The 26,492-nt window shown below is 63.6% G+C and carries 25 protein-coding genes and 2 tRNA genes; 12 read left to right on the forward strand and 15 right to left on the reverse strand.

Going from position 1 to position 26,492, the window contains the following annotated elements; translation table 11 throughout:
- Window position 1 precedes the first annotated feature (1 nt).
- Window positions 2-1,036, forward strand: a complete 1,035-nt coding sequence (locus Q9S36_RS14730; protein WP_311285748.1) for a phosphatase domain-containing protein — start codon at window positions 2-4, stop codon at window positions 1,034-1,036.
- Between the two features lie 31 nt (window positions 1,037-1,067).
- Window positions 1,068-1,808, forward strand: a complete 741-nt coding sequence (locus tag Q9S36_RS14735; RefSeq protein WP_311285749.1) for an SOS response-associated peptidase — start codon at window positions 1,068-1,070, stop codon at window positions 1,806-1,808.
- Here Q9S36_RS14735 and Q9S36_RS14740 read toward each other — a convergent pair.
- From Q9S36_RS14740 to Q9S36_RS14750, 3 genes are all read right to left on the reverse strand, one after another.
- A complete protein-coding gene (locus Q9S36_RS14740; RefSeq protein WP_311285750.1) occupies window positions 1,784-2,998 on the reverse strand; it encodes a glycoside hydrolase family 3 N-terminal domain-containing protein in 1,215 nt (404 codons plus the stop codon). The two genes, Q9S36_RS14735 and Q9S36_RS14740, sit on opposite strands and share 25 nt — an antisense overlap.
- Window positions 2,999-3,021: 23 nt before the next feature.
- Window positions 3,022-3,498, reverse strand: a complete 477-nt coding sequence (locus tag Q9S36_RS14745; RefSeq protein ID WP_251449776.1) for a VOC family protein — start codon at window positions 3,496-3,498, stop codon at window positions 3,022-3,024.
- 109 nt (window positions 3,499-3,607) lie between these two features.
- Window positions 3,608-3,680 (reverse strand) — tRNA-Ala (locus Q9S36_RS14750).
- A gap of 332 nt (window positions 3,681-4,012) precedes the next feature.
- On the opposite strand from Q9S36_RS14750, the gene Q9S36_RS14755 reads away from it, so the two are divergent.
- Window positions 4,013-4,447 carry a hypothetical protein gene (locus Q9S36_RS14755; protein WP_311285751.1) on the forward strand — a complete coding sequence of 145 codons (435 nt, stop codon included), beginning with the start codon at window positions 4,013-4,015 and terminating at the stop codon, window positions 4,445-4,447.
- Window positions 4,444-5,430, forward strand: a complete 987-nt coding sequence (gene dprA, locus Q9S36_RS14760) for a DNA-processing protein DprA (protein ID WP_311285752.1) — start codon at window positions 4,444-4,446, stop codon at window positions 5,428-5,430. Before Q9S36_RS14755 ends, dprA begins: the two co-directional genes overlap by 4 nt.
- Window positions 5,431-6,371: 941 nt before the next feature.
- Here the strand turns inward: dprA and Q9S36_RS14765 are convergent.
- Window positions 6,372-7,481: a hypothetical protein gene (locus Q9S36_RS14765; protein ID WP_311285753.1), complete on the reverse strand. Its 1,110-nt coding sequence runs from the start codon at window positions 7,479-7,481 to the stop codon at window positions 6,372-6,374.
- A gap of 98 nt (window positions 7,482-7,579) precedes the next feature.
- Between Q9S36_RS14765 and Q9S36_RS14770 the strand changes: the two genes are divergently transcribed.
- Window positions 7,580-8,329 carry an HNH endonuclease gene (locus tag Q9S36_RS14770; RefSeq protein WP_311285754.1) on the forward strand — a complete coding sequence of 250 codons (750 nt, stop codon included), beginning with the start codon at window positions 7,580-7,582 and terminating at the stop codon, window positions 8,327-8,329.
- A 26-nt stretch (window positions 8,330-8,355) separates the two neighbouring features.
- On the opposite strand, the gene Q9S36_RS14775 is transcribed toward Q9S36_RS14770, so the two are convergent.
- From Q9S36_RS14775 to Q9S36_RS14805, 7 genes are all read right to left on the reverse strand, one after another.
- A complete protein-coding gene (locus Q9S36_RS14775; protein WP_311285755.1) occupies window positions 8,356-9,369 on the reverse strand; it encodes a hypothetical protein in 1,014 nt (337 codons plus the stop codon).
- 10 nt (window positions 9,370-9,379) lie between these two features.
- On the reverse strand, window positions 9,380-10,318 hold the full coding sequence (locus Q9S36_RS14780) for a hypothetical protein (RefSeq protein WP_311285756.1): 939 nt from the start codon (window positions 10,316-10,318) through the stop codon (window positions 9,380-9,382).
- Entirely contained in the window at window positions 10,315-12,984 is a 2,670-nt protein-coding gene (locus Q9S36_RS14785; protein ID WP_311285757.1) for a DEAD/DEAH box helicase, read from the reverse strand. Before Q9S36_RS14785 ends, Q9S36_RS14780 begins: the two co-directional genes overlap by 4 nt.
- Window positions 12,985-13,977 (reverse strand): DUF1837 domain-containing protein, encoded by a 993-nt coding sequence (locus tag Q9S36_RS14790; RefSeq protein ID WP_311285758.1) that lies wholly within the window; start codon window positions 13,975-13,977, stop codon window positions 12,985-12,987. It abuts the gene before it with no gap.
- Window positions 13,978-14,172: 195 nt separating this feature from the next.
- Window positions 14,173-15,423 carry a 5-methylcytosine restriction system specificity protein McrC gene (locus Q9S36_RS14795; RefSeq protein WP_311285759.1) on the reverse strand — a complete coding sequence of 417 codons (1,251 nt, stop codon included), beginning with the start codon at window positions 15,421-15,423 and terminating at the stop codon, window positions 14,173-14,175.
- Window positions 15,420-16,823, reverse strand: a complete 1,404-nt coding sequence (locus Q9S36_RS14800; protein WP_311285760.1) for an AAA family ATPase — start codon at window positions 16,821-16,823, stop codon at window positions 15,420-15,422. Before Q9S36_RS14800 ends, Q9S36_RS14795 begins: the two co-directional genes overlap by 4 nt.
- Window positions 16,824-17,155: 332 nt before the next feature.
- Window positions 17,156-18,061 (reverse strand): DNA adenine methylase, encoded by a 906-nt coding sequence (locus tag Q9S36_RS14805; protein ID WP_311285761.1) that lies wholly within the window; start codon window positions 18,059-18,061, stop codon window positions 17,156-17,158.
- A gap of 113 nt (window positions 18,062-18,174) precedes the next feature.
- Here Q9S36_RS14805 and Q9S36_RS14810 point away from each other — a divergent pair, with 113 nt between their 5' ends.
- Entirely contained in the window at window positions 18,175-19,491 is a 1,317-nt protein-coding gene (locus Q9S36_RS14810) for a site-specific DNA-methyltransferase (protein ID WP_311285762.1), read from the forward strand.
- Window positions 19,492-19,564: 73 nt separating this feature from the next.
- The gene (locus tag Q9S36_RS14815; protein ID WP_311285763.1) at window positions 19,565-20,659 is read left to right on the forward strand and encodes a PIN domain-containing protein; all 1,095 of its coding nucleotides are present in this window, start codon (window positions 19,565-19,567) and stop codon (window positions 20,657-20,659) included.
- 93 nt (window positions 20,660-20,752) lie between these two features.
- Here Q9S36_RS14815 and Q9S36_RS14820 read toward each other — a convergent pair whose 3' ends face one another.
- Both Q9S36_RS14820 and Q9S36_RS51620 read right to left on the reverse strand, forming a co-directional pair.
- Window positions 20,753-21,040 carry a hypothetical protein gene (locus Q9S36_RS14820; RefSeq protein ID WP_311285764.1) on the reverse strand — a complete coding sequence of 96 codons (288 nt, stop codon included), beginning with the start codon at window positions 21,038-21,040 and terminating at the stop codon, window positions 20,753-20,755.
- A complete protein-coding gene (locus tag Q9S36_RS51620; protein WP_396653769.1) occupies window positions 20,997-21,380 on the reverse strand; it encodes a DUF3846 domain-containing protein in 384 nt (127 codons plus the stop codon). Before Q9S36_RS51620 ends, Q9S36_RS14820 begins: the two co-directional genes overlap by 44 nt.
- A 601-nt stretch (window positions 21,381-21,981) precedes the next feature.
- Between Q9S36_RS51620 and Q9S36_RS14825 the strand changes: the two genes are divergently transcribed.
- Genes Q9S36_RS14825 through Q9S36_RS14835 form a run of 3 tightly spaced genes read left to right on the forward strand, consistent with a single transcriptional unit; the run spans window position 21,982 to window position 24,450 of the window.
- Window positions 21,982-22,737: a hypothetical protein gene (locus Q9S36_RS14825; protein WP_311285765.1), complete on the forward strand. Its 756-nt coding sequence runs from the start codon at window positions 21,982-21,984 to the stop codon at window positions 22,735-22,737.
- Window positions 22,738-22,748: 11 nt separating this feature from the next.
- Complete coding sequence (locus Q9S36_RS14830) at window positions 22,749-23,609, forward strand: winged helix-turn-helix domain-containing protein (RefSeq protein WP_311285766.1); 861 nt, start codon at window positions 22,749-22,751, stop codon at window positions 23,607-23,609.
- Window positions 23,610-23,637: 28 nt separating this feature from the next.
- The gene (locus tag Q9S36_RS14835; RefSeq protein ID WP_311285767.1) at window positions 23,638-24,450 is read left to right on the forward strand and encodes a GIY-YIG nuclease family protein; all 813 of its coding nucleotides are present in this window, start codon (window positions 23,638-23,640) and stop codon (window positions 24,448-24,450) included.
- A gap of 91 nt (window positions 24,451-24,541) precedes the next feature.
- Here the strand turns inward: Q9S36_RS14835 and Q9S36_RS14840 are convergent, their stop codons facing one another.
- A complete protein-coding gene (locus tag Q9S36_RS14840) occupies window positions 24,542-24,682 on the reverse strand; it encodes a hypothetical protein (RefSeq protein WP_179559146.1) in 141 nt (46 codons plus the stop codon).
- A 363-nt stretch (window positions 24,683-25,045) separates the two neighbouring features.
- On the opposite strand from Q9S36_RS14840, the gene Q9S36_RS14845 reads away from it, so the two are divergent.
- Both Q9S36_RS14845 and Q9S36_RS14850 read left to right on the forward strand, forming a co-directional pair.
- A complete protein-coding gene (locus Q9S36_RS14845) occupies window positions 25,046-25,228 on the forward strand; it encodes a hypothetical protein (RefSeq protein ID WP_311285768.1) in 183 nt (60 codons plus the stop codon).
- A gap of 2 nt (window positions 25,229-25,230) precedes the next feature.
- A complete protein-coding gene (locus Q9S36_RS14850; RefSeq protein WP_311285769.1) occupies window positions 25,231-26,400 on the forward strand; it encodes a site-specific integrase in 1,170 nt (389 codons plus the stop codon).
- Between the two features lie 16 nt (window positions 26,401-26,416).
- Here the strand turns inward: Q9S36_RS14850 and Q9S36_RS14855 are convergent.
- Window positions 26,417-26,488: transfer RNA gene (locus Q9S36_RS14855), tRNA-Arg, on the reverse strand.
- Window positions 26,489-26,492 lie beyond the last annotated feature (4 nt).

The following is a 26,492-nucleotide window of genomic DNA, read 5'->3' on the forward strand; positions in this document are numbered from 1 at the left end:
GATGCCGAACTCCGACGCCTCCCTGCGCCCCGACGTCCTGTGGCTCGCCCGGTTGGAGCACCGATTCCACTCGTGGCGAGAGCGCCGGGCCCGCGCGCGGGGTCTCACGCCGAGCGTGACGCCCTTCCCCGGCTACGCGCGCACCGACTGGGTGCGCGTCCTCGGGAGGGTGCTGATCCTCCCGCCGTCGCCGCGACCGGGCAAAGGCGAGTTCGCGAGCGTGCGCGGCTGGCGCAGCTTCGCGGCCGTTCCCATCGGGTTCGCCCAGGTGCAGGTCACGATCGGCGGTGTCACCCACGAGGTCGTCTCCGATCGGGGCGGCGTCATCGACGCGGTGCTGCCGGCGAGCCTCGAGCCCGGGTGGCAGACGTTCACGATGTCCGTGGAGGGAGGCGACCCCGTCGAGACCCGCACGTTCGTCGTCGCGCCCGATCAGAAGTTCGGGATCGTCTCGGACGTGGACGACACGGTCATGGTGACGGCGCTTCCTCGCCCGCTCATCGCGGCTTGGAACTCCTTCGTGGTCGACGAGCACGCCCGTCAGCCGGTACCGGGAATGGCGGTGCTCCTGGAGCGCATCGTGCGAGAGAATCCGGGTGCGCCGCTGATCTACCTGTCCACCGGCGCGTGGAACGTGGCGCCGACGCTCATCCGCTTCCTGCGACGCCACCTGTTCCCGTCGGGCGCCATGCTGCTGACGGACTGGGGCCCGACGCACGACCGCTGGTTCCGCAGCGGCAAGATCCACAAGTCCACCAATCTTCGCCGCCTCGCCCAGGAGTTCCCCGACGTGAAGTGGCTGCTGATCGGCGACGACGGCCAGCACGATGACGAGCTCTACACGACCTTCACCAGCGAACACCCCGGAAACGTCGCCGGTGTCGCCATCCGACGGCTCTCACCCGCCGAGGCGGTCCTCGCGGGTGGCCGCACCGCGGTGAACGACCACTCCGCGGCGGCGGTCCCGTGGGTCACCGAATCCGACGGCGCGGGCCTGCTCGAGCGGCTCGAGGACGTCGGGATCGTCGAACGCTGACGATGTCGGCGGGCGGCCGTACGCTGGGGGCATGTGCGGACGTTTCGTCGTGGCGGCAGTCGGATCCGAGCTCGTCGGCGTTCTCCGCGTCGACGTCGAGGGCGACGACCTCCCCGCCCCGTCGTACAACGTCGCTCCCACCGATCGCGTCGCGATCGTGCTCGACTCCGCCAAGACGGAACCCCCCACCCGGCGTCTGGAATCGGCGCGATGGGGGCTGGTGCCCGGCTGGGCGAAGGACCCCTCGATCGGCGCGCGGGCATTCAACGCCCGCTCCGAGGAGCTCGAGGACAAGCCCATGTTCCGCGGAGCGCTCGCCAAACGACGCGCGGTCGTACCGGCATCCGGCTACTACGAATGGAAGCGGGAAGGGGATGCGAAGGTCCCCCATTACATCCATGCCGCGGACGGCTCGCCCCTGTTCCTGGCGGGCCTGTACGAATGGTGGCGCGATGAGTCCAAAGCGGACGACGACGCGGATCGCTGGCTGCTGAGCTTCACGATCCTGACCCGGGACTCGATCGGGCGGTTGGGCTCCATCCATGATCGGATGCCGCTGTTCATGGATCCGGACCATGCCGACGCCTGGCTCGATCCCACCACCGACAATGTCCGTGATGTGCTGGACGCCGCCATCGACGCGGCTCCGGCGGTGGCCGAGACCCTCGAAGACCATGTCGTGGGAAAGGCGGTGGGGAACGTCCGCAACAACGGTCCCGAGCTGATCGAGCCGCTTCCCCGTGCCGATCAGCCGACCGGCTCGCACACCTGACACGGCAGCATCGCGCCTCCCGCATCCGCGATCCGCAGGCGCAGCTCCATGACCCGCTGCGCCGCGTCGTCGAGACGCTCGGCGGGCAGAGAGCCGTCCGCGACGGCGTCGGCGATGCCGGCGGCGATGCGCGGCGCCGTGCGCGCGTCCGAGAACATGACCGTGAGCACCATGTCGTTGCCCGCCGCGATGGCCCGCACTCCGTTGCGCACAGGATCTCGCAATGAGCGGGCGCCCGACGCCTGGAGCATCCCCAGGTCGTCGGTGATCGCCACGCCGTCGAATCCGAGATCCTCGCGGGCAATACGGTGCCACTCCGCTGAGAGCGACGCCGGTGCGTCATCCACTGCGGTGTAGGCGAGATGACCGAACATCAGCAGCGGCGCGCCCGCCTCGACGCCCGCGACGAACGGACGCCCGTCCGTCCTCTCCCACGCATCCCGCGACAGCGAGGTGCGCGGGATGCCGACGTGCGAATCCCCGGGGGCCGCACCATGGCCCGGGAAGTGCTTCAGCGTGGAGAGCACCCCGGGCGCCTCACCCGCGACGGCGGCGGCGACGCGGTCGGCGGTCTCCGACGGGGTGGTCCCGAGGGCCCGGCGGTGGATGAAGGACGCCCGGTCGGGCGCCACGTCGGCGACGATGCCGAAGTTGACGCCGATGCCCGAGCGCATGACGAGCGCCGCCCGGGCCGAGAATGCCTGTTCGGCCTCGTCCGGCGAGGCCGATTTCAGGGTCAGCGATGACGGGAACCCGTCCCACGGGAGCCGCGTGACGTCGCCGCCCTCCTGATCGATGGCCAGCAGCGGCGGCAGGCTCTGGTCGACAGTGAGCGCCGCGGTGATCTCGCGAAGGCGCTCCTCATCCCCGGGCACGTTCGCTCCCATGAGGATGAAGCCGCCGATGCCGGTGTCGCGCATGTATGCGGCCAGCCGATCGGGGTCCGTGCCTGCGACGTGTCCCATGACCACCGATGCGGCCCGTTGCTCGACAGACATGGCGGCGACGATGTCCTCGGCCGTGCGCGAGGTCGACTCGTCGTCGGCGGCTATCACGTGGACCGACGCGTCCGGCGCGGCCGACGAGAGCCGGGATGCCTCTTCCGCCGCGGGCGACGCGTGCAGCGCGAGGACCGTCGACAGGGCCGCCATGCCGGACGCGATCGCGAGAGCACGGTTCAGGCGAGGCATCCTTCCAGCCTATGCGCCGCTCCTCACGGAGAGGACACCGCGGCCTCGAGCGCGGCCAGGTCGATCCGCCGCATGTCGAGCATCGCCTGGACGGCGCGATGGGCGCGGACGGGGTCGGGATCGCGGATCAGTTCGACGAGCCGGTCGGGGATGATCTGCCACGACAGACCCCAGCGGTCCTTGAGCCAGCCGCACGGCTGCTCCTGGCCGCCGTCCGCCGTCAGAGCGTCCCAGTAGCGGTCGATCTCGGACTGGTCGGCGCACGAGACATACAGGGAGACCGCCTCGGTGAACGGGAACTGCGGACCGGCATCCATCGCGAAGAAATCACGTCCGCCGAGCCGGAAATGCGCGTGCATCACCGCGCCCCCCATTCCCGGCACCTCGTCGGGATACCGACCGATCGACACGACCTCCGAGTCCGGAACGAGCGACGTGTAGAACGCGATCGCCGCTTCGGCGTCGTGATCGAACCACAGGAACGGGGTCACGGCGGTCATGGGCTGCCTCCAGAGGTCGCGTCCACTCTGGTGTGCCCACCGTCGTGTGGTCAAGGACACAGGGCTGAAACCGCGAAACGCCCCCGGAATCCGGGGGCGTTTCGTGCGGTGGACCTGAGGGGACTCGAACCCCTGACCCCCTGCATGCCATGCAGGTGCGCTACCAGCTGCGCCACAGGCCCGGATGGTCTCGCGGATGCCCAAAACCCCCGGAATCTTGCCCTTCGGCTTCACTCCGGTGGTGGTGATAGCCAGCATACGCGACGGGACTTCGAGACATCTGGACGCCCTTGGAGAGATCTCGAGGTCCCTGAACCGTCGAGTATGTGTCTACATCTCAAGTCCGGATGATCCGGGGCTCAGTCAGTTTCCCCCGTCGCACGTCCTCGCGCCCCGGGGACCGCGTCGTCCGCGGACCCGACAGTAGCTGGGCGCACACTGCGCGCCTCGCGCTGCGGCTTGTGCGGTGCTGGTGAACAGGCGCGCACCTTCCCCGTAGAGAAGGGAACTCGAAATGAACAGCACCACTACAACCGCGACATCCATCTCGACGGATTCGGCCGTCGCACCACCGATCGAACCCCGCTGGATGAGCGTGGTCTTCATGCAGGGCGACGAGGCAGACGCTGTGCTGGACATCATCGACCGGAACGGACCCGAGGCGGCGATCAATCATCTATCCCAGTGGGACTACGGGGACGAGACGCGGGATGCCGCGCTGGTCAACGGATACGTCTACGACGAGATCCCCCAGAGTCCTACTGACTTCACCATCCGCAGCGACGCCGTCGGGTACGCGCTCACCTACAACCATCACTTCGGTTACGTGTCACTCCTGCGCCGCTTCGAGCCGGTCGTCGAGGACGCACGCGAGCCCGTGGCACCACCGTCGCGGTTTGGATTCGAAAGGCAACGGCCCGCGCGTCGTGCGAACGGGCTCCGACTGTGAACCTCTCGGACGAGCGGCTCGCACGCGTCGCCCTCAGCACCATCTCGCAGCCCGGCGACACCGTCACCGGCACCCTCCTTGAGATAATCGGCGCACCCGAGACACTGCGCATGATCTCGACGCGAGACCAACTGCCGGAGACGATCGATCCCACCGAGGGCGAGCTCTGGCGTGCCCGACTTAATCCGCGCCTAAGGGATGCCGACACCGAGCGCGTCGTCGTTGACACCGAGCGACGCGGGCTCACCCTTCTGACGCCCGACGATCCGCGATGGCCGACTGCGCTGCGCGCGCTCGGTGTCGCATCGCCGATCGCACTCTGGATCGCAGGCAGCATTGCGACGCGCGCTCCCGGCGCGTCGGATCGCGTCGCGATCGTCGGTGCGCGCGCCGCCACCAGTTACGGTGAGCACGTCGCGGCCGAACTCGCGAGCGAGCTTGCCGGCAGCGGCGTGAGCATTGTGTCCGGCGGCGCGTACGGGATCGACGGCGCCGCACATCGCGGAGCGATCGCGTCACAACCAGGCGGCACCGTCGCAATCCTCGCAGGTGGCCTGGATCGCCCCTACCCGGCCGGTAACGCCCACCTCTTCGAGCGGATCGTCGGCGGCGGCGGCGCGCTCGTCAGCGAGCTCCCACCCGGCTCGACGCCAACACGCTGGCGTTTCATGCAGCGCAACCGAATTCTCGCCGCCCTTGCTGGCGCGACAGTGGTTGTCGAGGCCGGCGCCCGATCCGGTTCACTGGACATCGCGGTCCGAGCCCATGGACTGGGTCGATCGGTCGGTGCCGCTCCCGGCCCGATCACGAGCGCAGCGAGCGCGGGATGCCACCGACTGCTGCGCGAGCGTATCGCAACCTTGGTCACCAACTCGGAAGAGGTTCGAGAGTTGCTCGATTCGCGAGAGTCGACGTCGCAGCGCGCGTTCGATCGCACTCCGTCGTTCGCGAACCGTCGACGTTCGGCTGGCTTGACGATCTGAGCCCATCCGGCTCCGGCGGCAGGGGTCCCCCAGTGGGCAACGCACGATAGCCGCGCCTTTAGCGGGCTCCGAATCGTGAGCAGCACAGGGCAAGCGTTGGTGTCGACATCGCCCGGTCCACCCTGCTCGCCTCAGCGGGTTACTTGAATGGCTAGCCGTTGCGGCGAAGAGCACCCCACGCGAGGGTGATATAGGAACCTCACGAGTCCCAATTCTTGTCGCGACCCGCGGAAACCTGCAGAGAATCTATGTCGCCGCACTTCGCGCGCCAGTGACCAGCGAATCGCTGCTTCAGTGAAGCTCCTTCAGGGAGCCGCCTTTAGAGACGACGCATACGGCGAGCGCGCCGAGACCGCGCCCGGTTTCGTCAGCGACCGCGTATGCACACGATTCGGCATCTGCTCTCGCGACGCTATCTGGTTCGCTGTTCGCGGTTCGAGTCCCAGAATCCTGACCTTGGAGACCTCTACTCAAACCTTTTGGAGCTGCCGTTCACCCCTGTCGAGCTGCGGGAACTCGCGGCGCAAGGTACCCGAGAAGAGGGTTTGAGTGAGCCCGTCGAGTTTACGCATCACGGGGTTGCGCGACGGATCGGACCCAAGAAGGTTGAGGATGCACTACATCGCTACGAGGAAGGCGAAAGCGCTCGGAGCATCACGGCACGGTTCGACGTTTCACCGGCCGCGGTCATCAACCTGCTACGCGATAACGGCGTGGTGGTCACGAGGCGTCGCGTGACCGAAGGTGAGGCCAAGAGGATGGCAGAAGAATACGAAGCAGGCGCGACGATGGCTGAGATCGAAGGAAGGCACGAGCTCTCGCATGGGGCAGTGCTGAGGTCTCTCCACCGAAGCGGAGTACCAATGCGACCAAAAGGCGCCGAGGAAGCTCTCCAAGTGAGCGCCCGCATCCATCGCGCAAACGTGAACAGACTCAGACCGTCAGTCCTTAGGCCACAGCTCCCAACGGTTCGCTCGTCCGCGCTTGACGACAGCATCGGGGAACTGCGCCTGCAGCTCACTGAGCTGCGCGAGAATTTCGCCGAGTGGAAGACCGGACGGCACGACCGCCAATGGCTCAGGCTTCGGCGGAGCGGGTGGGGTCTGCGCCCGTTGATTCCGCTCGATCATCTCGAAGAACATCTCGCGCGCCTGTTTCATACGCGCGGCCCACCCAGGCCATGCAGGGCAGGGGCGAGCACCGTGGAGACCATGCGACACCCAGCCATGCCCCGTGAGCGGCGTCGGACACTCTGAACACATCTCGTCAGCGGAAAGGGGCCTGACGGCGAGCCAGTAGTCCGGCTCGCTCTGCTCGCGAGATACCTTCTCGCGAAGCTCCTTGCGTTCGCCTTTGTCGGTGGCGGCTTTCAGTTCCGCGCGCAGTTCGGGAAGCTGGCGTCGTAAGTCGCGAACCTTGAACTCCCGGTTGAACTTGTACGTGAGGAGATTGCTGTAGCGGCGGTCGCTCGGGAGTTGACCGCGCTCGCTGACGACCACCTCTGGGTCAGGTACTACCGCGCGAAGGCGGACGAGATGCGCGTCGCACGTCGCGAGCCGCTCCTCCAGCTCCGTGACTTCTTTCTGCCGTCGATCGCTGGCCATTCCTGGGAAGCGACGACCGCTACGAAACTCCTCCAGCTCCTCGAGGATGTGCTCGTGGATCGATTCCTGCTCAAGCAGACCGCGACGTGATGCGAATAGATCTGTGTCGAAGAGCGCTCTGCCACGCTCCCAACGAGCTTCCTCCTCAGCGCGCGCGGCGGCTCGAGCACGGTCGCCTTCATCAAGCCATCGCTGCGTCTCTTCGGCAGTCCACTGACGGAAGTCTGGCTCGGCGCGTGTCCACTCGCGCATAACGTCCATCGCCGCGTCGAGTTCACTGGCGCGGTCGTCTCTCAGCCACGGATTCCAAAGCGCGTCCTCGTTCGTTTGCAATAAGAAGCTTCGTGCGGTGGCCAGTTGCTCGAAGCTCGACTCTGCGCCGGCCTTGCGCTTCCAGAGCATCCCGTGATGCTCGAAGACCTCATCTGGGCTCGCGAGGGAACTCATACGACGACCATCCACCCAGGGCGTAGTCACGTCAACGAAACAGCGGATGACACCGTCTGGAAGTGCTCCGTGTCACAGGCGACCGGTACCGTATCGCCATGCGTGAGCCACCCTTCGTGATCGCGGTCCCTGAAGACCGATACTTTCAAGACGATCACTGCGCAAACTGCCTCGAGCCGCTTCCCGAGGACGAGGACGCGCTGTACTGCTCGAGCTGGTGCAACGACATCGCGAGCAACGTCCGATACCAGCGCCGGGTGTTGCGGGACGGGCGCATCGAGCGCCCCGATGTACGCGAAGTTGTAGCGACCCGAAACGCCTTCATGCTCATCGGTGGGTATGCATCGCTCGGAAGGACTCTGTCCACGTCGACTCGCGCCGAAGTGAAGACGCGCGATGGTGGACGCTGCCAAAAGTGCGGAAAGCCCGGCGTCGAAATCGATCACATCGACGGGAGCTCGGGAGATCTCGAGAACTTGCAACTTCTCTGCAGCGCCTGCCACAAGGCGAAAACCGCCGAGAACATGGTGCCCGCCAGCGCTGAGAGTCGGGCGATCCTTCAGGCGTTCATGCTCGCGCGAGTCATTCCAGATGAGCCGCGCCTACTCGCAGATGATGAGGCTCAGTGGGAAAAGGTATGGCGAGGTCTGAAGACTGCACGGAAGAAGCGGTTCGTCGATCACCTGACCGGCCTCGGGATCGATACCAGCGGACTGACCCGCGCCGAGATGGTGCTTGAGCTGGAGGATTACGTGGCGGACTCCCAAGCCGACACGGGCCCTGAGGACTATGACGGCGGCTTCGGCCCGGACTCGTACTTCGCCGAGATCATGCGGCGGAACACGTAGCGCAAGCTCGCTGCCTGTCAATCACGCTACTTCCAGCGCTCGAAGTCGCGCTCGTAATCCTCGTCGTATCCCCAGTACGAACGCAGCGCGTCATCTTCGAGAGGGACCTTTTCCTCAGCGAGGAACGTCTCGATCCCATCAACCAGAACAACTTCGTCTTCCTCAAGGTCCAGCCCGCAAACAGGGCACTCGAAGGCAAGCGGGATCCACTCGACGGAGACGACAACATGAACGTTTTCGACGTTCCCGTACTTGTCATGATCCGGGATCTCTTCGAAGTCTTCCTGATTTTCGAGCGCGTAGTGGAGATAGCCCAATCGACCACAGGCAGGACACTCCTGGGGTTCCCAAGCGTCGCCGTCGCGGCCGGACACTGTCCGCGACGGTTTTCTCGCTTCCATCGTGACGAGGACCGTCTCCCGATCCGCTGCGCTCATGGAAGGGAACAGAGTCCCGAAGTACTCGGTTGCGGCGAGAAGCTTCGCGTTGAGTTCCATCTTCACTTTGTCTGCGCGCGCGTCCCGAAGCCCCGTTACAACCGACAGGTGCGTCGGTCCCCAATAGTCGTTCTCCACGAACGTAGGGACGAGAGAGTGGAGCTGGCCAACCGCATGCGCGAGCTTCACCACAGCGTCAGCTAGATCAGCGGGGTCGACGAGCGCGATATGAGCGGCCGCGTTGCGGGTCTCCATAACGAACTTGATGTCAGTCGGCTCTTTCAGTTTTGGATCGATCTGCCGCAGGAGGGTGTATCCCTCGCCCCACGTAATCGTCCGGAGCGTGTGGATATCCAACGTGCCGGACACATTCCCCTTCGATAGCGCGTACCGTGCGGCAGGAAACTTCCCATCAGCAAGGAGCGCCGGATCGACAGAAGCGACACACGCCATGATGAGCTGCTCGGCCGCGTGGCCCAATGACAGCGCCGCACGGATGAGCACCTGGTTGTCAGCGTCTGCGTAGTGGCTCACGGCGTATCGGGCCGACGATGCTGATGCTTCCCAGAGGCGCGCAGGGAGCGAATCGAATGGGTGAGCCATGAGGGTGAGCCTATTGATGGTCCGCTGAATCCGGCGTCACCGGCTGGGTGTCGAGTTGCTCCTCATCTGCCCAGTCGACTCCTTCTTCGTCCTCGGGTGGGATGAATGACTCGAAATGACGGGTGAGTTCCTCGACAACGGGCTCACGATCGGAGATCCCTGCGACCTCATAGGTAAAGAAGTTGTCGGTGGTCTGCGTGAGCACGTTGACAACCTCCCGGAGGATCGGAAGACCCTTACCGGTGTAGTGGGTCGTCGCGCCGATGATCTCGGCGGCCCACCTTGCACGGCGATACATCGCGAGCCCAACTGCAACCGCCGGAGCATGGAACGAGCGCGAGGTACTCTCCCAAAACGGGTACGCAACGCTTTCAAGATCGTTGGCGACGGTCACATTTCCGAGTGCCTCACCCATGGCGTACCGGATGCTGATGCTCTCCTTGACGTCGTCAGAGACCACGCCACGCGAGCAGAACTGAACCCAGACATCCCAGGTCAGGATTTCGACATCGTCTCGAGTTAGCGAGTCGAGAAGCTCGTAGCGGCCGTCGCCGGAGGCATACCGCTCCAGCCATTCGACAAGCTCATCACCGAACTCGTCCCCTGGGCGCTTGAGGTACTCGGGGTAGTACGGCTTGAACGCGCTCATGTCGAGATCTTCAATCGCCTTCAGAAGGCCGCTTAGCTTGTGCGAGTACTTCCGTACTTTGGGGAACTCCCCCGTTGTCGCGAAGCCGTGGCACGCGAGCGCGAGCTTGCAGAGGCGCTCTAGACCACTCGTGTACATGTGGAGACCGACATTGAGTGGGTAGGTCTCGTCGCAGCCGACTTGGCCGCCAGGTCGGTCAGCACTCATCGGCAGCGAGCACACCCGAGCAATGCCAGACCGGACTAGCTCCGTGGCGAACTGCGACTCAGCGACGAGGTTGTACCACCATCGTTCGTTCATGACGGCAGCACCGACTCGACGGGAGGCGGCGGCGCCTTCCGAAGGATGTTCTCCAGCTCGGTCTTCACGTCCGCTGCGAGCTCAGGCTCAGCGAGAATCCCGTCAAGGTCAACCGATTCAAGCTCGTCGTTGGTTGTGAACGCCAGAAACTTCGCGTGCTTGCCGAGGAGGTCCAAAGCCACCCCGCGCGTGAAGCCAACCTCCTGCAGGTTGATCACCCTCGGATCGCTCGAGCCGTACTCCACAAGCTTTGCGACGTTCATGCCAGCGTTCGCCGAACCGAGGGTTTGGACCGTGAGGTCGAAGTAGTTCTCGAGGTAGCTGATGATCTTGAAGCGAAGGCCCGTCTCGAGATCACGCATCGTCTCCTCGATAATGCGGTTTACCTGCTTGGAATCCCCGGGCTTGAACGCCTCGGTGATGAGATACGGCGAGATTGAGTAGTCCCGGTACGTGACCACTCCTTGATTCGCGTGATAGCGAATCGCCCGGCTGATGACCAAGACGAGCGGATCGCCGCGCACCCAGTACGACATCAGGGTCGCCCAGTAGCGGAGGCGCAAGGAGTAGCCGGGTTCCTCTTTTGGCACGAGCGGATCGGTACCGCCCGACTCCTCGTTGATCCAGTTGTAGAGGCGACCCAGGTGCTTCAGCACGGAGTCGAAGAGTTCGAAACTCAGATCTTCGGTGTCCGATGGGATGAGGGCGCCCGCTGTGCCAGCGGTGAGTTCATCCCAAACTGCACTCTGGTATCGCGGCTGGATACCCGGAGACCTCCGGAGCACCTCCTCAGATCCTGTGAAGCCCGTGACGGCCTTGTCGATCAGCTTCGCGCCGTCCTTGACCTTCTCCAGGAACAGGGTTCGCAGCGGTGTCTGCTGCTTACCGAGGACGTGTAGAAGGAGGATCGAGGCATACTGCTCGACAGTGCGCTTTGCGTCGTTTGACGGATTCCCTGGGATCTTCTCTCCGCGCAGAAAGTAGCCGATATCTGTGAAGTCTTTGCGGGTGTTTCCGGGGTTGACGAGGAAGCTCTCGGCGACGATGGGTTCACCGCGCGGAATCAATTCTTGGCGTGACTCGCTCCAACCGCCCTGCTCGTATCGCACGCAGATGACGTTGCCGGAGAAGTCATAGGTGAGGCGTCCCGCTCGCCCCGCGAGGTTCTCGAAGTCGATCTTCCCGAAGCCCGCCGGGCCGTGCGTGTCGTTGAGAACGAATATATTCTTCGCCGGCAAGTTCACACCCTCAAGCAACGTCGAAGTACACACGACGTAGCGGAGCGGAGAGTCGGGGTTGGAGAAGCACTCTTCGACCTTCTCGCGCACCTCCTGGGGCATCTTGCCGTGGTGGAATGCGACACCGTGGGCGAGGGTGTTGGCAAGGAAGTAGTCCTTGTGGATGTGCTCCTTAACGAACTTGATCACCGCGTCAATCCGCGGGTCGTCGACCTTCGGAAGCACCTTGGCAAGCTCCAGCGCGAACTCCGCAGACTTTGCGGAGCTGTTGATATACACGATCGACTTCCGCGCGCCGCTCAGAGATGTGATCAGCTCTATCGCTGTCGTCGCGGTTGGCTCTGTCTGAAGCTGCCCATCGCCACCGCCGACACCCGACAGGTAGTACTGCTTGCGATCGATGAGGTCAACGAAGTAGCGCTGCTGCGCGACGGTGCGCTCCCGAACGGCGAGCGCACCGTTAGAAGCTTTCCCAAAGAGCTCAAGGAACAGCTGCGGATTCTCGATGCTCGGAGAGGCGAAGACAAGCTTGGTCGCAAACCGTCGAATCGTCTCGACGATGGCGTGGTAGTAGATCGAAGCGCGGGCGTCCCGCTTCGCGATGACCTTCTGCGCCTCGTCAACGATCAGGTAGTCGATGTCACGGACCGGATTCGAGAGGTAGCGAAGGAGGCGTTCCGGCGTGAGTACGAAGATCGTGCGCGGATACGTCTGACGCAGGAAGAGCGGCAGGGACGGAAAAGTCGCGACGTTCACCTCCGGCACATCCCGGAGCAGTTCGCGGAGGTCCGCAGCGGTCTGCCCAATGAGGGCTTTCGTCGGTACCAACACAACGACGCAGTGCTGGTCCAGATCCGGATGGCGCACGATGTCGTAGATCGCATCCTTGAGGATGAACGACTTACCAAGCGAGGTCGGCCCCGAGAAGCTGAAGAAGTCCTCGCCGCGCATCCGCTCGGCGATCTGGAACTGCGTGTCAGTCAGCGTTGCAGTGCCATGTTTCGTGGCCTGCGTAACCTCCTTAGCAGCGCGGAGTACACCTCGGGAGACGGGGAGCGCGTACGTGTCATCGGTTGCGTTGCTCAGGGTGCGCAGGCCCGGAAAGTTGCCCAGCTCGATAAGTACGGCGGTGGCGACCGCAGTCACGCGCGAACTCCCCCGGTTCGACAATCCCACGAGTTCGTCTACCTCGCGGAGAAGCGCAATCAGGTTGTAGGCCGACTCGCGATGAGCAGCGATAGTGGAGTGCGACATGATGTCGGCGTAGCGGAGCAGCCGGTCCACCAGGGCGTCATCGATTGGCGCGTCCGTTGCGCCGGTGAGGAAGGCTCCTGAAACTGCCTTCTCGAGGCTCGCCAGGTCGTCTACGTAGTCTTCGCGGTCAACGATGCGGTCGCTGAGGATGTCAGCTGCGATTCGACCTGCCATCTACTTCTTCGCTCCGTGGTTGCCGAGTTGAGCAGCGAGTTCCATCCGGATCTGCTTGATGCCATGGGCGTTGTCCTCATCGCCGCGCTTGGCGAACGGAATTGCGTAGAGGTGGATCGGATAGACACCCAGGCCGCGCTTGGTGATCTCGTCCTTGATCAGGTCGTGCTGCGCCGTGATTGCGTCAGTCGCTCGCTTTCGCAGCTCGGTCTCCATCTCGTCGAGTTCCAGGTCTTCCGGCTTCAGGTCCGACACATCGATCTCGTATCCCACGAAGATGCCGAAGGCGTTGTGCTTCTTGATTGCGTCGTCTCCGCCGCTCGTTGACGGGAGCAGGATCGCTGATAGGGCCTCGAGCTTGTCCTCGTCGAGTTCTTCCTTCAAGAGCTCTGACTGCACGAGCCAGGTGTCGAAGTCGAAGCCTTCGTCATGGACCTTGCCGACCGATTCGAACGCCGCCTTGATACCGAGCTTCGCGCTGGTACCAACGCCACCCGAGTCGGCGTACATCTTGGACTCGCCGAAGATGAGCTGATAGGAGTTCTCGGCCGTGCGAAGCAGATGAACCCCGTCCGACCCGTAGACATAGTGGTCGGGGTTTGTCTTGAGCTCCATTTTCGAGAGCACCTTTGGCGCACCGAGGTGTCCTTCTAGGAGCGAGTACAGGATGACCTCGCCGCCCTCACCAGCCTTCTCGTCCGGGATCCGAAACTGAGACTGGACCTTCGCCGCCACTTCCATCATGCGCCCGGGATCTTCCAGAGCCTTCTTGTAGTTGAGGCGGGACAAGACATAGGCGACGCTGTTGTTCTTCAGCTCCCGATAGAGACCTGGAAGATCGAAATTGCCGTTCTGCACCCGAAGCACGTGGACGTGCAGGTTGGTCTTGGTCTGCAGCGCAACGCTGACGGGCTCGTAGAAGAGCGCATTGAACTGGTCGCGATTCGACGCGAGAAGAGACAGCGGCAGCACCGGCTCGGGTACGTCGGTCACGCGGGTCCCCCTAGTTCACCCCAATAGACATCAAGACCCAGGATGGCCTGAGGTGAGAAGATCGCGACGATGACTCGGCGAGAGGCCCTCATTTGCGATTCATTATGAAGGAGTCGCCGTCTGCGTCAAGCGTGAGCGAGTTCAGATTGCACTGCGCGTCGATGACCTCGCAGTGAATCGCGGTCCTGGTGTCGCTCAGACCCGCGTAGGGGTGTGTTGGTGGAGAATCCGCAAGAGAGTTTCCGCCCTCTTGGAGTCGCCATCAACACGCCGATATGTGAAGAGGTCGAGTCCGACCGAAACAAACCGCAGGGGCAGTCCTCCCCGTCCAGCGACGTCGTAGACGTGGACACCAGCGTCGTCGGGGTAGACGAGTACAGCAAGAGGTGAGTCAAGAGCGCCCGCAGCCGCCAGTGCTTGATAGATGTGAGCTTCGGCTGGGAGAACATCCGGATTGGTGTACTTGGCCTCGAATGTCGCTACAGCCGCCCCATCCTTGACGAGCACACCGTCAGGTATTACCGGCTGGACCATGCGCCCGTACTGAAGGAGCAGCGGGGCCTTCGCCTTCGGGGCTCGATTGAACTCTCCCAGTGACAGTCGCCCGACCTCGTTCAGCGAGCGTTCAAGGAGGGTCTCGAGCAGAGGCCACGGCTCGAGCGCGACTTCGAGTCCGACCGAGTGGCCAGGGTCGCCTACAACGGACCGATTTCGAAGCACCGCCGCAGCGATATCCCAGGCCGGTCGATAGCTCCTCCACTGCACCGGCAGTCGCCGACTGGCTACAGAGGGATCCACGTAGTTGGGGAGCGGCATGCCGGGGAGGACTGCCGACTCGAGTCGACGCAGTCTCGACCCAAGCGAGGCGTCGAGAGATGAGCGCCTGAAGTAGCCAGCCACGATTGAGAGGCCGCGGGTGAAGTCGTTGTCCACCGTGAACTCATCCCGCGTGACAGGAAACATGGCGGGGTCGAGATGCGAGAGTCGAGCCCAACGCCCTACGTCCAGCCGGCCGTTCAGCCTCCGTGCGATGTGCGACTGACGTTCGTAGATCTGAATCGGCCCCTCTTTCCCAAGGGCTGCCTCCAGACGCCGCGCGTACTCGACTGCGATCGCCGATGTGAGGTCGTTCCTCGGCCGGCTCTGGCGCGTTCGCTGGGATCCGGTCACTGAGACGCGCGAATCGTCCGTGAGCAGCTGAACGACGGACTCAGCCCAAGACGCGGTCGCTGGCACCTTCGGTTCTACCTCGAGGATTCGCCCACTCGGCAGTCGGGCAGATCCGACGAGGTTCCGGATCACAAGCGTCTGGCCAGAAAGCTCCAACTGAGCGAGCTGAGGTCGCAGTGACTGCCGGAGTGCTTCTATCCCCGCAGCGACGTCCTCAGCCGTCTCTCGACTGACGAGCTGCGGCTGGTTCTCGACGAACCTCAGCCGCTCGCTCACGCGAGCTCGCCCAGGCGCTTCAGCTCGGCGAGGGCCTTTTCCTCGTCCCACTCACTAAGCAGATTGAAGCGGAGACGCGCTCTCGCGAAGGACCCGAGCTTCACCGCGTCGGCCGCCTTCCACCAGGCCGCCCGGCTCTCGTCAGCGTCAACAGCCTGCGTCGACTCCCCTGCGATGAGGATGGCGGCCAAGGCGTCGTCATCATCCTGCATCGCGAGCCGCAGCGTGGGGACGATCCGTTCATCCCACGCACGCGCAAGCGACTTGATCGCATCTGCTGCCGTCTCCCCCGACACATGCCAGAAGTTGGACTGCCCGAGTTCGAAGTCGTGGCCGAGGACGGCTCCAATGCGCTCGTTCAAAGCGGAAAGGAGTCTCACCGCGAGCGCTGAAACATGACTGCCTTCCCACTCCTCGTAAGCCTCATCGAAATCGGCGCTCGTGTCGGCCGCGAGTTGTTTGCTTAGCGCCTCATAGTCCGGGGGCATCTCGACAATGGTGAAGCGGCGTCGCAACGCCGCGTCCAGTGGGGCGACGCTGCGGTCGCTCGAGTTCATCGCGGCTACGATCCACAACGATGGAGGGAGCGTTAGCGGTGACACGACGTTTGTGCCGTTGTCGTTCGCGAAGTCAACAGGGACCTCGAGGCCAAGGTGAGCATAGGGAAGGTAGACGTGCGCTGTGCCGCGCTTGTCCCTATCGAGCAGCGCGATAGTGTCCCCGAGGACTGCGGCCGCGTTGCCGCGGTTGAATTCGTCGAGCACAAGGAGCGCCCGCCGTCCGCCCGACGCGTAATGGGCCAGGTTCACGAGAGCTCCGGGAACGGCCTTCACGCTGACGCCGCCGCCTTCTGCGGGTTCGGGAAGCAGCCCCACCACAAGGTTGTCGTAGGCGTAGCTGGGGTGCAGCACGACGGTGTGAGCCTTGCCGGGCGCCTCCGCTGGACCAGCTTCACTCCATGCATCGTGCTGCTCGTCAGGGTCAAACTCGATACCGGCGCCGGGATCGGTCACATATCGGGCGAGCTTCTCCAGCAGCACGGTCTTTCCGGTGCCGGGAGGCCCAACCAGAAGGAGGTTGGGGTTCTCTTCGAGCTTGGCGATGAGGCCTTGGACGTCCGGCGTAGCCATGAATCCTCCAGAGTCGAAAGAAGCCGCGGCACAGGTGGGTGTTGTGCCGATTTGAGCGATGAGTGCGCGTACTCCGGAGGGCAGCAGCGATGAGTCAGCGAACTCGAGGTTCTCGGGCGCCGAGTCAAGATAAGAGCGGATGTGAAGTACGTCGGGCTCGCCGACCAACTTGACGGCCACGAGGTAGCCATTGAGTCCTAGCGCGTTGTAGTCCGCAATCGCAGCCTTGGCGCCGTCCAGCGTCGTTGCATCGGGATCACCCGGGAGCACCCCTGGTCCTTGAGCCGACGGGGTCGCCGACAGGCGCCACGGCGTGGGCGCTTTGTGAACACCGCCGAGCCACCCGAGGTTGTAGCGCCCGGCCGAGAAGGTAATACGACCCCGCGTCGATCCGCCTGGCCACTTCAGAGTCAACCGGTAGGTATCCCGGCCCGGAGCGTAAGAGAAGGTGCTCGCGAGAAGGCGCCCTGCGTCTTGAGGCGTCTGGAGATGGTCTTTGGTGAATGAATCGGCGCCGTATCGACCGTAAGTCCACTTCTGATTCGAGCCGCCGTAGTACCAAACCCAGACTGCCTCGACGGGCTGTGCGACCAATGCGGACTCTACCTTCCGATGACGACAGCCTCAGGCGACTCCCGAGACTCGACCTCGCGGCGACTCTGCGCCGAGAGTGAGCGACGGGTCGTGAAGCCGACGATATCGGCACCGGAGAACAGTTGGCGAACACCTTCAGTGTCACGATTCGACATGACCCACTTGACTCCTCGCGCCGACAGGTCTTCACAGATCGCAGCAAGTTCAATCAGGTCGGGCAACTCGAAGACCCTGGCGGTGTACTTGTTGAACTTGGAGGTCGGCTCTTTCTCGAGTTCGGGATTCGTGTAGATCGGAAGGTAGGGCGGGTCCAGGTAGACAAAGTCTCCCGCCGTCGCGGTGCTGAGGACCTTGCGGAAATCAGCTGCCTCGATCGTCGCGTTCTGGAGCGCCGACCCGATCGCGGCGAGTGTCTCCGCGTCGAACCCCTTGAACCGCCTGTCTCCCCACGGCACGTTCATCGCGCCCGTGCGTGAGTTCTCACGCCACAAGTGATTCCACGAAGTGCCATTGAGGTAGAGGAACCGCGCAGCCCGGGCAAGCGGCTCGGTCGGCGACTCCGCACGAACCTCGTAGTAGAACTCCTTCGAGTCGCGCTCGCGGTACCAATCAAGGAGCGGCGCAAGCTGGTCGCGTTGGTCCCTGACCGCAACCCACGCCGCGACGAGATTCTCGTTGAGGTCTGCGAGATGCGCAGTTCCGTCGATCCGGTCCTGAACCGCCAGGAACACAGCGCCGCCGCCGAGGAACGGCTCGTAGTAATTGCCGATCCGCTCAGGCATGTGCGGAAGGATGTGTGGGAGAAGCTTGGACTTGCCGCCGGCCCAACGAATGAAAGGCTTGAGCGGGCTCGAGGTACGCTGCGATGGCTGCAACTCAGTCTGGTTCGAAGCAAGTGCGGTGCCGATTGTCATGGTGTTGCTCGCGCCTCACTGTTGCTGTCGTCCGTGCATGTCATGGTAGTCAACAAGCAACCCCCGACAGCGAATGGCTCGCCGTCCCGACGCCCAGCGAGGTACCCAGATAGATGTCCGACGTCCAGCTCGTGTGGCCGAACAAGCACCTCACGCTCCGAGCCTCGGGACGGATGGGGTACGAGTGGCTTGAGCCGTCCGATCGACGGCTAACCAAGCCTCTGAAGGTTCGCCCCATCAGTAAGGCCGAACTGTCTGCGACATCGAACGTCCTTGCAATCGGCGATGGACTCGACGTCCTTGAAGCGCTTGCGGAGACTCCTGCGCTGAACTCAGGGATTCGACTGGTCTACATCGATCCGCCTTTCAACACGCAGGTGAACTTCCGCCAGTACAACGATTCGATGCACCGCGCTCAGTGGTTGTCGATGATGCGCGACCGCCTCGTCGCGCTGAAAGCACATCTCACGGACGACGCTAGTGTCTGGGTTCATCTCGACGACGCGGAGGTGCACCGTGCCCGAGCAGTGATGGACGAGGTGTTTGGCGAGCAGGCGTTTGTGGCTTCCGTAATCTGGCAGAAGAAGATGACACGCGACTCTCGTGCCGCGTTCTCGTCGAACCACGACACGATCCTCGTGTATGCCCCAAGCGGGCCGAAGAAGTGGAAGACGTCGAGAAACCTGCTGGTTAAGGACGACGCGGTACTACGCAATCGCGACGACGACCCTCGAGGTCCGTGGGCTGACGCTCCCTTCACTGCTCCCGGCTACCGCCGCGCACAGCAGTACGACATCGTCACGCCTACGGGAGCTGTTCTCCGTCCACCTCGTGGGCGCTCTTGGTATGCGACAGAGCCGACCTATCGGGAGCTTCTTGCGGAGGATCGCATCTGGTTCCCAAAGGGCGGCGACGGATCCCCACGTCTCAAGTTGTTCGCACACCAGCTCCGCGGCCTCGTGCCGTTCACCGTATGGGGGTCTAGCGACACTGGCACGAACGACGACGCAAAACGGCATCTGCTGGCGCTGTTCCCTGACATAGAGGTGTTCGACACTCCTAAACCGGAGTCACTGCTGGAGCGCATCATTCACATCGCCACGAACCCTGGTGATCTCGTTGTCGATATCTTCGCCGGAAGTGGCACAACCGCCGCGGCGGCGCACAAGATGCGGAGGCGATGGATCACGGTCGAGCGGAACGCGCAGACCGTGGCGGACTTCACGCTCCCAAGGCTCAACTCCGTTGTCAGGGGCGACGATCAGGGCGGGATCTCGACTGCGGTGTCCTGGACCGGCGGAGGCGCGTTCAACGTGCTTGGTGTCGAACCCCGTTTCGGAAGCGTTCGCGCTGATGCGGCGATTGCATCCGTCACACGTCAAGTAGCGCTCACTGAGGAAGACCTATCCGAACGACAGTCGATCGCTTAGCCCGAGTCGGCCTGCGGTTAGCGGGCTAAATCTGAGCGACCACGACGATCGCAGCTGTCGATACGATCTGAGCGTGGCATCACCGACGCTCATCCTTCTAGACACGACAGCGTTCTCTCAGGACTCCATGATGCGCACCGCGGCTTGGGATTCTCTTGCGAGCGCCGCGAAGTCCGGCCTGATCAAGATCGCCATTTCCGAGGTGACGATCCTGGAGCTTGGTCGCCAAGTACTCGAGAAGGCCGAGAAGCTTCGCGAGGCGATCTCGTCGAATCTCGAGTATCTGGAGTCGCATGGTGTGGCCCTGGTCGAGCCGGAAGAACCGCGGACACAAGATTTCGAACCGGCGCTCCGCGCACGGCTGGCCACCCGTCACGTTCACGTGCTGCCGTTGCCGTCGGTCTCGCACGCTGACCTGGTCTCACGCGACATCGCGACGCGGCCGCCTTTCAATCGCTCAGGTAAGGGGTACCGTGACGCCTTGATCTGGCATTCGCTCCTCGAGTGGATCGGCGCCGAGACAGATGTGGAAGAAGTGCTCTTCGTCACCGCGAACACAACAGATTTCGCCGAGAAGGGGAAGAACGGGCTCGCGGCGGACCTTTCCGCGGAGCTACCAGCGGAAGTTGATGTGCAGCTCATAAAGGGCATGTCCGAAGCCGCGGCAAAGGTGCGCGAACTGAAGAAGCGACCAGTCACGAGTCCGGGCACGCCACCAGGGGAAGAGCTTCCCGAAGAAGCGACGGAGCCCGCGCGGAGCGCCGCCGAGAGGGCGGCGAAGCACGCCTTCCTCGCGCTCGCAGATCAAGAGTGGGAGAGCATCGACGCGTTCCCGTTCCAGCTCCAGCCGGTCGAGAGTGTCTCTGTCACGTGGGTCGAGATCGACGAAGGCACCCTCGAAGCCGAACTCGTCGACACAGTCTCCGAGACGATGATTTGGGACGTTAGGGCGTCGGCCAGGTTGTCCGTGGAAGGCATGGTGTACCGGGGCGAAGCTTTTGTCCTTGGAAAAGAATGGGACGTCTCCCCCGGCAGCTTTGAAGAGCACTACGTGGAGGCCACGCGGACCATCGAGTGCACACTCGTCGTAGACGTCCGCGTCGAGGCCGACAACGAGACCGCCGAAGCTGCAATCACCGACATCCTTGTCACCCGCGACGAGTACTGACCGCGCGCCTCACACAACTGAAGAAGGCGGCGACCACCGCCCGAAATCCTCGAAGGTTTGCTCAGATCGGTAGTCGCCGCCATACGACGAGGATCAGATTGTCGGGTTCGAGGTCGGCAGACCAATCGCCTCATCCCACGGAACAGGCACGATCCGCACGTCAACCGCGGGCTTCCAGCGCTCGAGCGTGACCATCGCCCAGACGAGTGCCTCCCAGTAGTCCTGGTAGGTCATCTGGTTGCGGAACCAGATTGGTCCGTCGGTGGTCTGCACCTCGACGCGCCACACGCCAGGACGGAGGAACAGCTCCGCGACCGTGTCAGGCACGTCGGTGCTCTCACCGCTGCGGTCCGGTAGCCCGACGACGAGCGCGTTGCCCACGAGCATCGTCTGGTGTCGCGCATCCGCTACACCAGAGGAAGGTCGCGCGCGGGTTGAACGGGAGCTGCCGGAGCAGTCCTTCCTCGTTGACGTAGATCGTGATGCCGACGTCAGGCAGATCAATGGCCTCGATCCAGCCGCCGACGGCTTTTTGGTAGTCCGGAAGGGACGCGAGCGTCCGTTCCTCGATCGGGTCTTCGCCCGATGGGATGAGTAGTCCTCTCACCACTTCAGTCCTCCTTGTCGTGAGCGGCCGAGAACTCAGTTGGTTCTCTTGATGGGAAGCCGCAGGCGGACAACGAGGTCTGCTTGGGCAGTCGCCCGGAGAGAGTGCGCTCACGCACTCGATCCCCGGGACGACCGCCCCTCTCCGTCCCCCAGCTACGGGGAGGGAGTCTTCCGAACCGACATGCCGTGCGTGACCTACGTCTGCGACGGCTTGCCGCGCGGCGTCGGAGTCTTCGCTCCAGTCGGTGCGCTGGCTCCGAAGATGGCCTCGATGGCGCTCTGCCTGGTCTGGGCCTCGCGTTCGATCTCGTCGCGGACCGTCTCGGCACGCTGGAGCACCTTCGGGTCGGACTTGCTGGTCTCGACCCAGGCTTCCAGGACCAGACGGATCTCTTCAGTGACGCTCGGTCGTTCAGCTGGGCGATCACATCCAGCTGGGCGCGCAGGCCATCCGTGATCCTGATGGACAACGGGCGGATCGGTCCGAGGGCCGTGGCCGGCACCTCAGGTGGTTCGTTCTCACTCATGGGTGAGCCCTCCTCATCGGAAGCGGCGGATGATCTCGGGATGGGATCCTCTACACCGCGCCCCGACGAGGAGCGGATGACTGAGTATGAACAGTCGGACAGAAATGTCAATGCTCGTTGTTCATTCCACAACGACGGGCAATCGGTGAAGCCCCGAATGTCGGAGGGATCCGCCACACTCAGGGCATGACCGAACTCGCATACATGATTCGCGAAGACTGGGGACAGCACGGCACGGCAATGGTGCCGCAGAGCGCGGTCATCCGCGATTGGCTTTGCGACCCGCCATACGTGTTCGCGACGTGGGACATGAAGAAGTACCAGTCCTCGAATAGCGCAGATCGAGAGTTCGTGGACTACGTCACCCCACTCGCCAGTGATCGCTCCGTGATCAACCTCTCCGAACTCGGGCAGCTTCGCGGCAGCGACAAGAAGCTAGAGCGACCGCTCGCAATTCTGCACCCGTATAAGGTGGCAGACTGCGATCTCCTTCGTGAGGTTGTCGAAGCGGGATCGGTCGGACGCGTCTTCGTGATCGTCTGGTCTCCACGCGACATGGTCCGCACATGGCTCGACGGGATGGGTGCGCTCAATCTACACACGGGCGAGGCGGTAGCCGCACCCGATCCGGTCCAGCTCGAGGCCGCAAAGTGCTGGGTAAATGAGCAGTACAACGGGCTCTCCAGCGGCAACGGCAAGGATGCGGTTGTGCAGCTCCTTCGGGTCTTCACCGCCGCTGGCTATGCTCTCGACGCCAACATCTGGCTCCGCGCATTCTTCGCGGCAGGTGGCGAGTTCGATGAAGCCGAGAAGGTCGCCAAGCTGATCAAGGAGATGCAGCAGGGCGTGAAGCACCGAATCAGAGAGCGCTATCGCCCAGAGATTCTCACGGTGCTCCGCGAGCGCGCTACCGAAGCCGCGTCAGCCGCACCGACGAGCTGAGCGGCAGACCAATGACGCTTCACCTCGCCATCGAAGAGGTGCTGACACGTGCCGGACGTCCGCTCACGCCACGGCAGATTGCGGATGAGGTGAACCGGCGCGGGCTGTACGTGCGCGGTGATGGCACGCCCCTCCCAGCAGGGCAGGTGAGCGCGCGCGTCCGAAAGTACCCAGCACTGTTCGTCGCAACGAGTGGCGGTATCTGGCTCGTCGACCGAGCAGTACCCGCCGATGTCGCCGTCGACATCACAGTCAATTCGCCACCACCAGCCGAGGAGGAGTCGCCGCACCGCCCAGTATTCGCGCCGAGCAGCGAACAACCAAGCGCTATTGCGGCTGCCCTCCTTGCTTCTGCGGGTTTCCGTTCTGCGCGCGATATCGACGACGACGTACCCGATCGATTCGGGCTTTACGCAATCCGTGTTCGAAGCATCGACGTGTTGCCGGAGCCGTACCGGTCGATCGCTCAAGAGCGTGACTCGGATCTCATCTACCTCGGCGAGGCCACCGGACAGACGCTCAGAGCGCGCTTCCTGCGCAACGAGATCCGGGGACGCGGGCACGGAACGTTCTTCCGAAGCATCGGCGCGGTGCTCGGCTACCGGCCCGCGGTCGGGTCGCTTGTTGCAAAGGGGAACCAGCGGAACTTCCGCTTCTCCCCCGCGGACACCGCTGCCGTCGTGGAGTGGATCAACGAGAATCTCGTCGTGTCCTGGGTCGCGTTCGATGAGGGCGTGCATGTCACAGAGGTTGCGCTCATCCGGTCCCACACGCCGCTGCTGAATCTTCGCGACAATCCGGCAGCGCTCCCCGAACTGTCCAAGCTCCGCGCGCTCTGCGTCGAGATTGCCACCTCGACGCCGTCCGCCTAGGCACCCCTGTACCCGCTACGTTCGGGACATGCCTCTCACGCTAGGACCGCTGCTCACTGACGCGGGCATCGATCCCACCAAGGCGCTCGTCGTTCGCCATGCCTTCGCACAGGAGACTGTGGAGAGCGGCCTGACCGGCCTACACACGGACTCGACGCACTCCGAGATCTTGGAGTACACCCAGAGGCAGTCGGCTGACACGAGGAGGTTCCCGGCGACGCCTCCTCCGCTGTGGGTTGTGTTCATCAAAGAGGGCGGTGACCAAGCGCGGTTGTGGTCAGTCCTCGAGAGTCGCGGCGAGGTAGAGAACAACGGGATCATTCGAACGTTCGACGCCATCGAGTCGGAGCACATGGCTGACCTTCGGAGGCGCCTCGTGATTGGGTGGCGGGCGCCGCGGAGCTGGTGGATCAACGCCATCACAGCAGCGGGCTATCCAGTCATGGGCATCGCTGATGCAGAGCCGATCCCGTTCCCGGGCTTCGATCGACTCGTGCTCAGTCACGTCCAACTCCAGGCGGTCATGCGGGAGCACCGCTACGCGTCGTGGCGTACGGCCCTCTCGTCCGTGTTTGGCATCTACCTCATCACCGACACCCGCGATGGGAGGCACTACGTCGGTAAGGCGGACGGAGCGGAGAGCATCCGTCAGCGCTGGACGGCGTACGCGACTAACGGGCACGGTGGCAACGTCGAATTGCGTGGTCTCAATCCTTCGAGCTTCCGCTTCTCGGTGCTGCGTGTCTTTGATCCGTCGACTCCGACGCGTGACATCGACCTCGCAGAGAGCCATTTCAAAGACGCACTGGACTCGCGACGACACGGGCTAAATCGGAACTGATGAGGCCTGCGGACCGCACTCCGAGCCCATTTCACCTGATTTTGGGCAGAGCTCTCCCCTCATAAGGGCGATTGGCGTTTTCGCGCGTGCTCTACTTGCGGCGTGCGCGAGCGAGTCGGACCGCGCGCTTGTTGGCGCGCTCCGACACGAGCGGCAGCAGCTTCAGCACGAACGTGCTGATGACCGCGAGCAGAGGGGACGCGAGACCGAGGGCCTGAAAGACCTCGAGCATGACGCAACCTCCTCATGAGGTGGAGCCCGGCCGGTGGCCGAGCGGGCGACCGTGACTAAACGAATCACGGAGTCGAGAGATGCCGGGAGGGCATGAAAAAAGCCGGTCGATGACCGGCTGAATCTAGGGCGCGAACTACCGCACAGCGTCAGCGTAGCCCCAGGGGGTGACACTACTTGTCAAGCACACGCCGGCAAAGAGAAAGGGCGGCCCGGAGGCTCGCCCTGATTTTGGCCGCACTTATGTGCGTGATCCCACCTTCGCAGATTTCGCGACTTGGAGTCGGGAGACACGCCGAGGCACCGAGTCAGACCGAACTTGCTCCCCCGAGCCGACGAAACGACCCCGCCCTACGCTGGAGCCATGGACGAGAAGACCGACGCGCTCATCTCCGGTGAACAGCCGCGGTGTCCGGAGTGCGGCGTCCTGATGCGTGGCAACCCGGCCGGTTACGCCTGCCCTGCGTGCGGGCATCACGACGTCATCACAGACGTCGAGAACCCGGGCGAGGGAAGCGGACTACTGGACTTTCGCCGCAGGAGATAACCATGGGATTCATCGGGGCGTACGAGACCGCGAAAGGGCGCCGGTACCGAGCACGGTACGCGAAGCCTGACGGGACACCGACGGAGAAGCGCGGCTTTGTCACCAAGCGCGAAGCGGAGCTGTTCCTCTCGACGGTTACGGTGTCGAAGGCCATGGGTAACTACATCGATCCCGCACTCTCGAAGATGCGCATCGGTGATCTCGCCACTGGGTGGCTCGAGTCGAAGCAGCCGCCGATGCTGAAGCCCGCCTCGTTTCAGCCACTCGTCACGTCCTGGAACGCGCACGTTGCACCGGTGTGGGGTGACCGCGAGCTCTCCTCGATCCACAAGTCAGAGGTGCAGGCGTGGGTGTCCGATATGGCGACGCGGAGGTCACGATCGGTGGTCATGCGCGCCCTCGGTGTGCTGGCCGGGATTATCGACGTCGCGGTGGACGACAACCGGATCGCCGTGAACCCGGCACGGAACCTCCGGACGCTGCCGCAGCGCGGGCTGAGCAAGCCGCGGGTATACCTGTCGCACGAGCAGGTGAGCACGCTCGCCGCCAACTCCGCCCATCCGACGCTCGTGCTGGTGCTGGCGTACACCGGGCTGCGCTGGGGCGAGGCGACGGCGCTCCGCGTCCGTCACGTCAGTCCGGCGCGGCATCGCTTCAATGTCGAAGAGAATGCGGTGCTCGTGAAGTGGCAGATCCATGTCGGCACGCCCAAGTCGCACGAGCGTCGCTCCGTGCCGTACCCGGAGCGGCTCGCTCCGCTGATCAAGGCTGCGTGCGCAGACAAGGGGCCGGATGGTCTGCTGTTCGGCAACGGTGTGACGCACATGAAGCACGAGAGCGACGACCGCAGCTGGTTCGCGACGTCGGTGAGGCGAGCCCGCAAGGAAGATCCGTCGATACCGCGACTCACACCGCACGACCTTCGGCACACGGCTGCGTCGCTCGCGATCAGCGCCGGGGCGAACGTCAAGGCGGTGCAACGGATGCTCGGGCATGCGTCTGCCGCGATGACACTCGATACCTACCCCGATCTATTCGACGACGACCTCGACGGAGTCGCGCAACGACTCAACGCTGCGATGAGTGAGATCCCTGCGTCGTTGGAACGCGAGCGGAAGTCACCGCCGCTATCAAGGAAGGAGCGCGCGCTGATTCGTCAGATAAATACCTGATGAGAGACGAAAAATGTGCCCCTGGAGGGATTCGAACCCCCGACCCTCTCCTTAGGACGGAGTGGCTCTTCCACTGAGCTACAGAGGCCAGC

The organism is Microbacterium sp. ARD31, assembly GCF_031844425.1.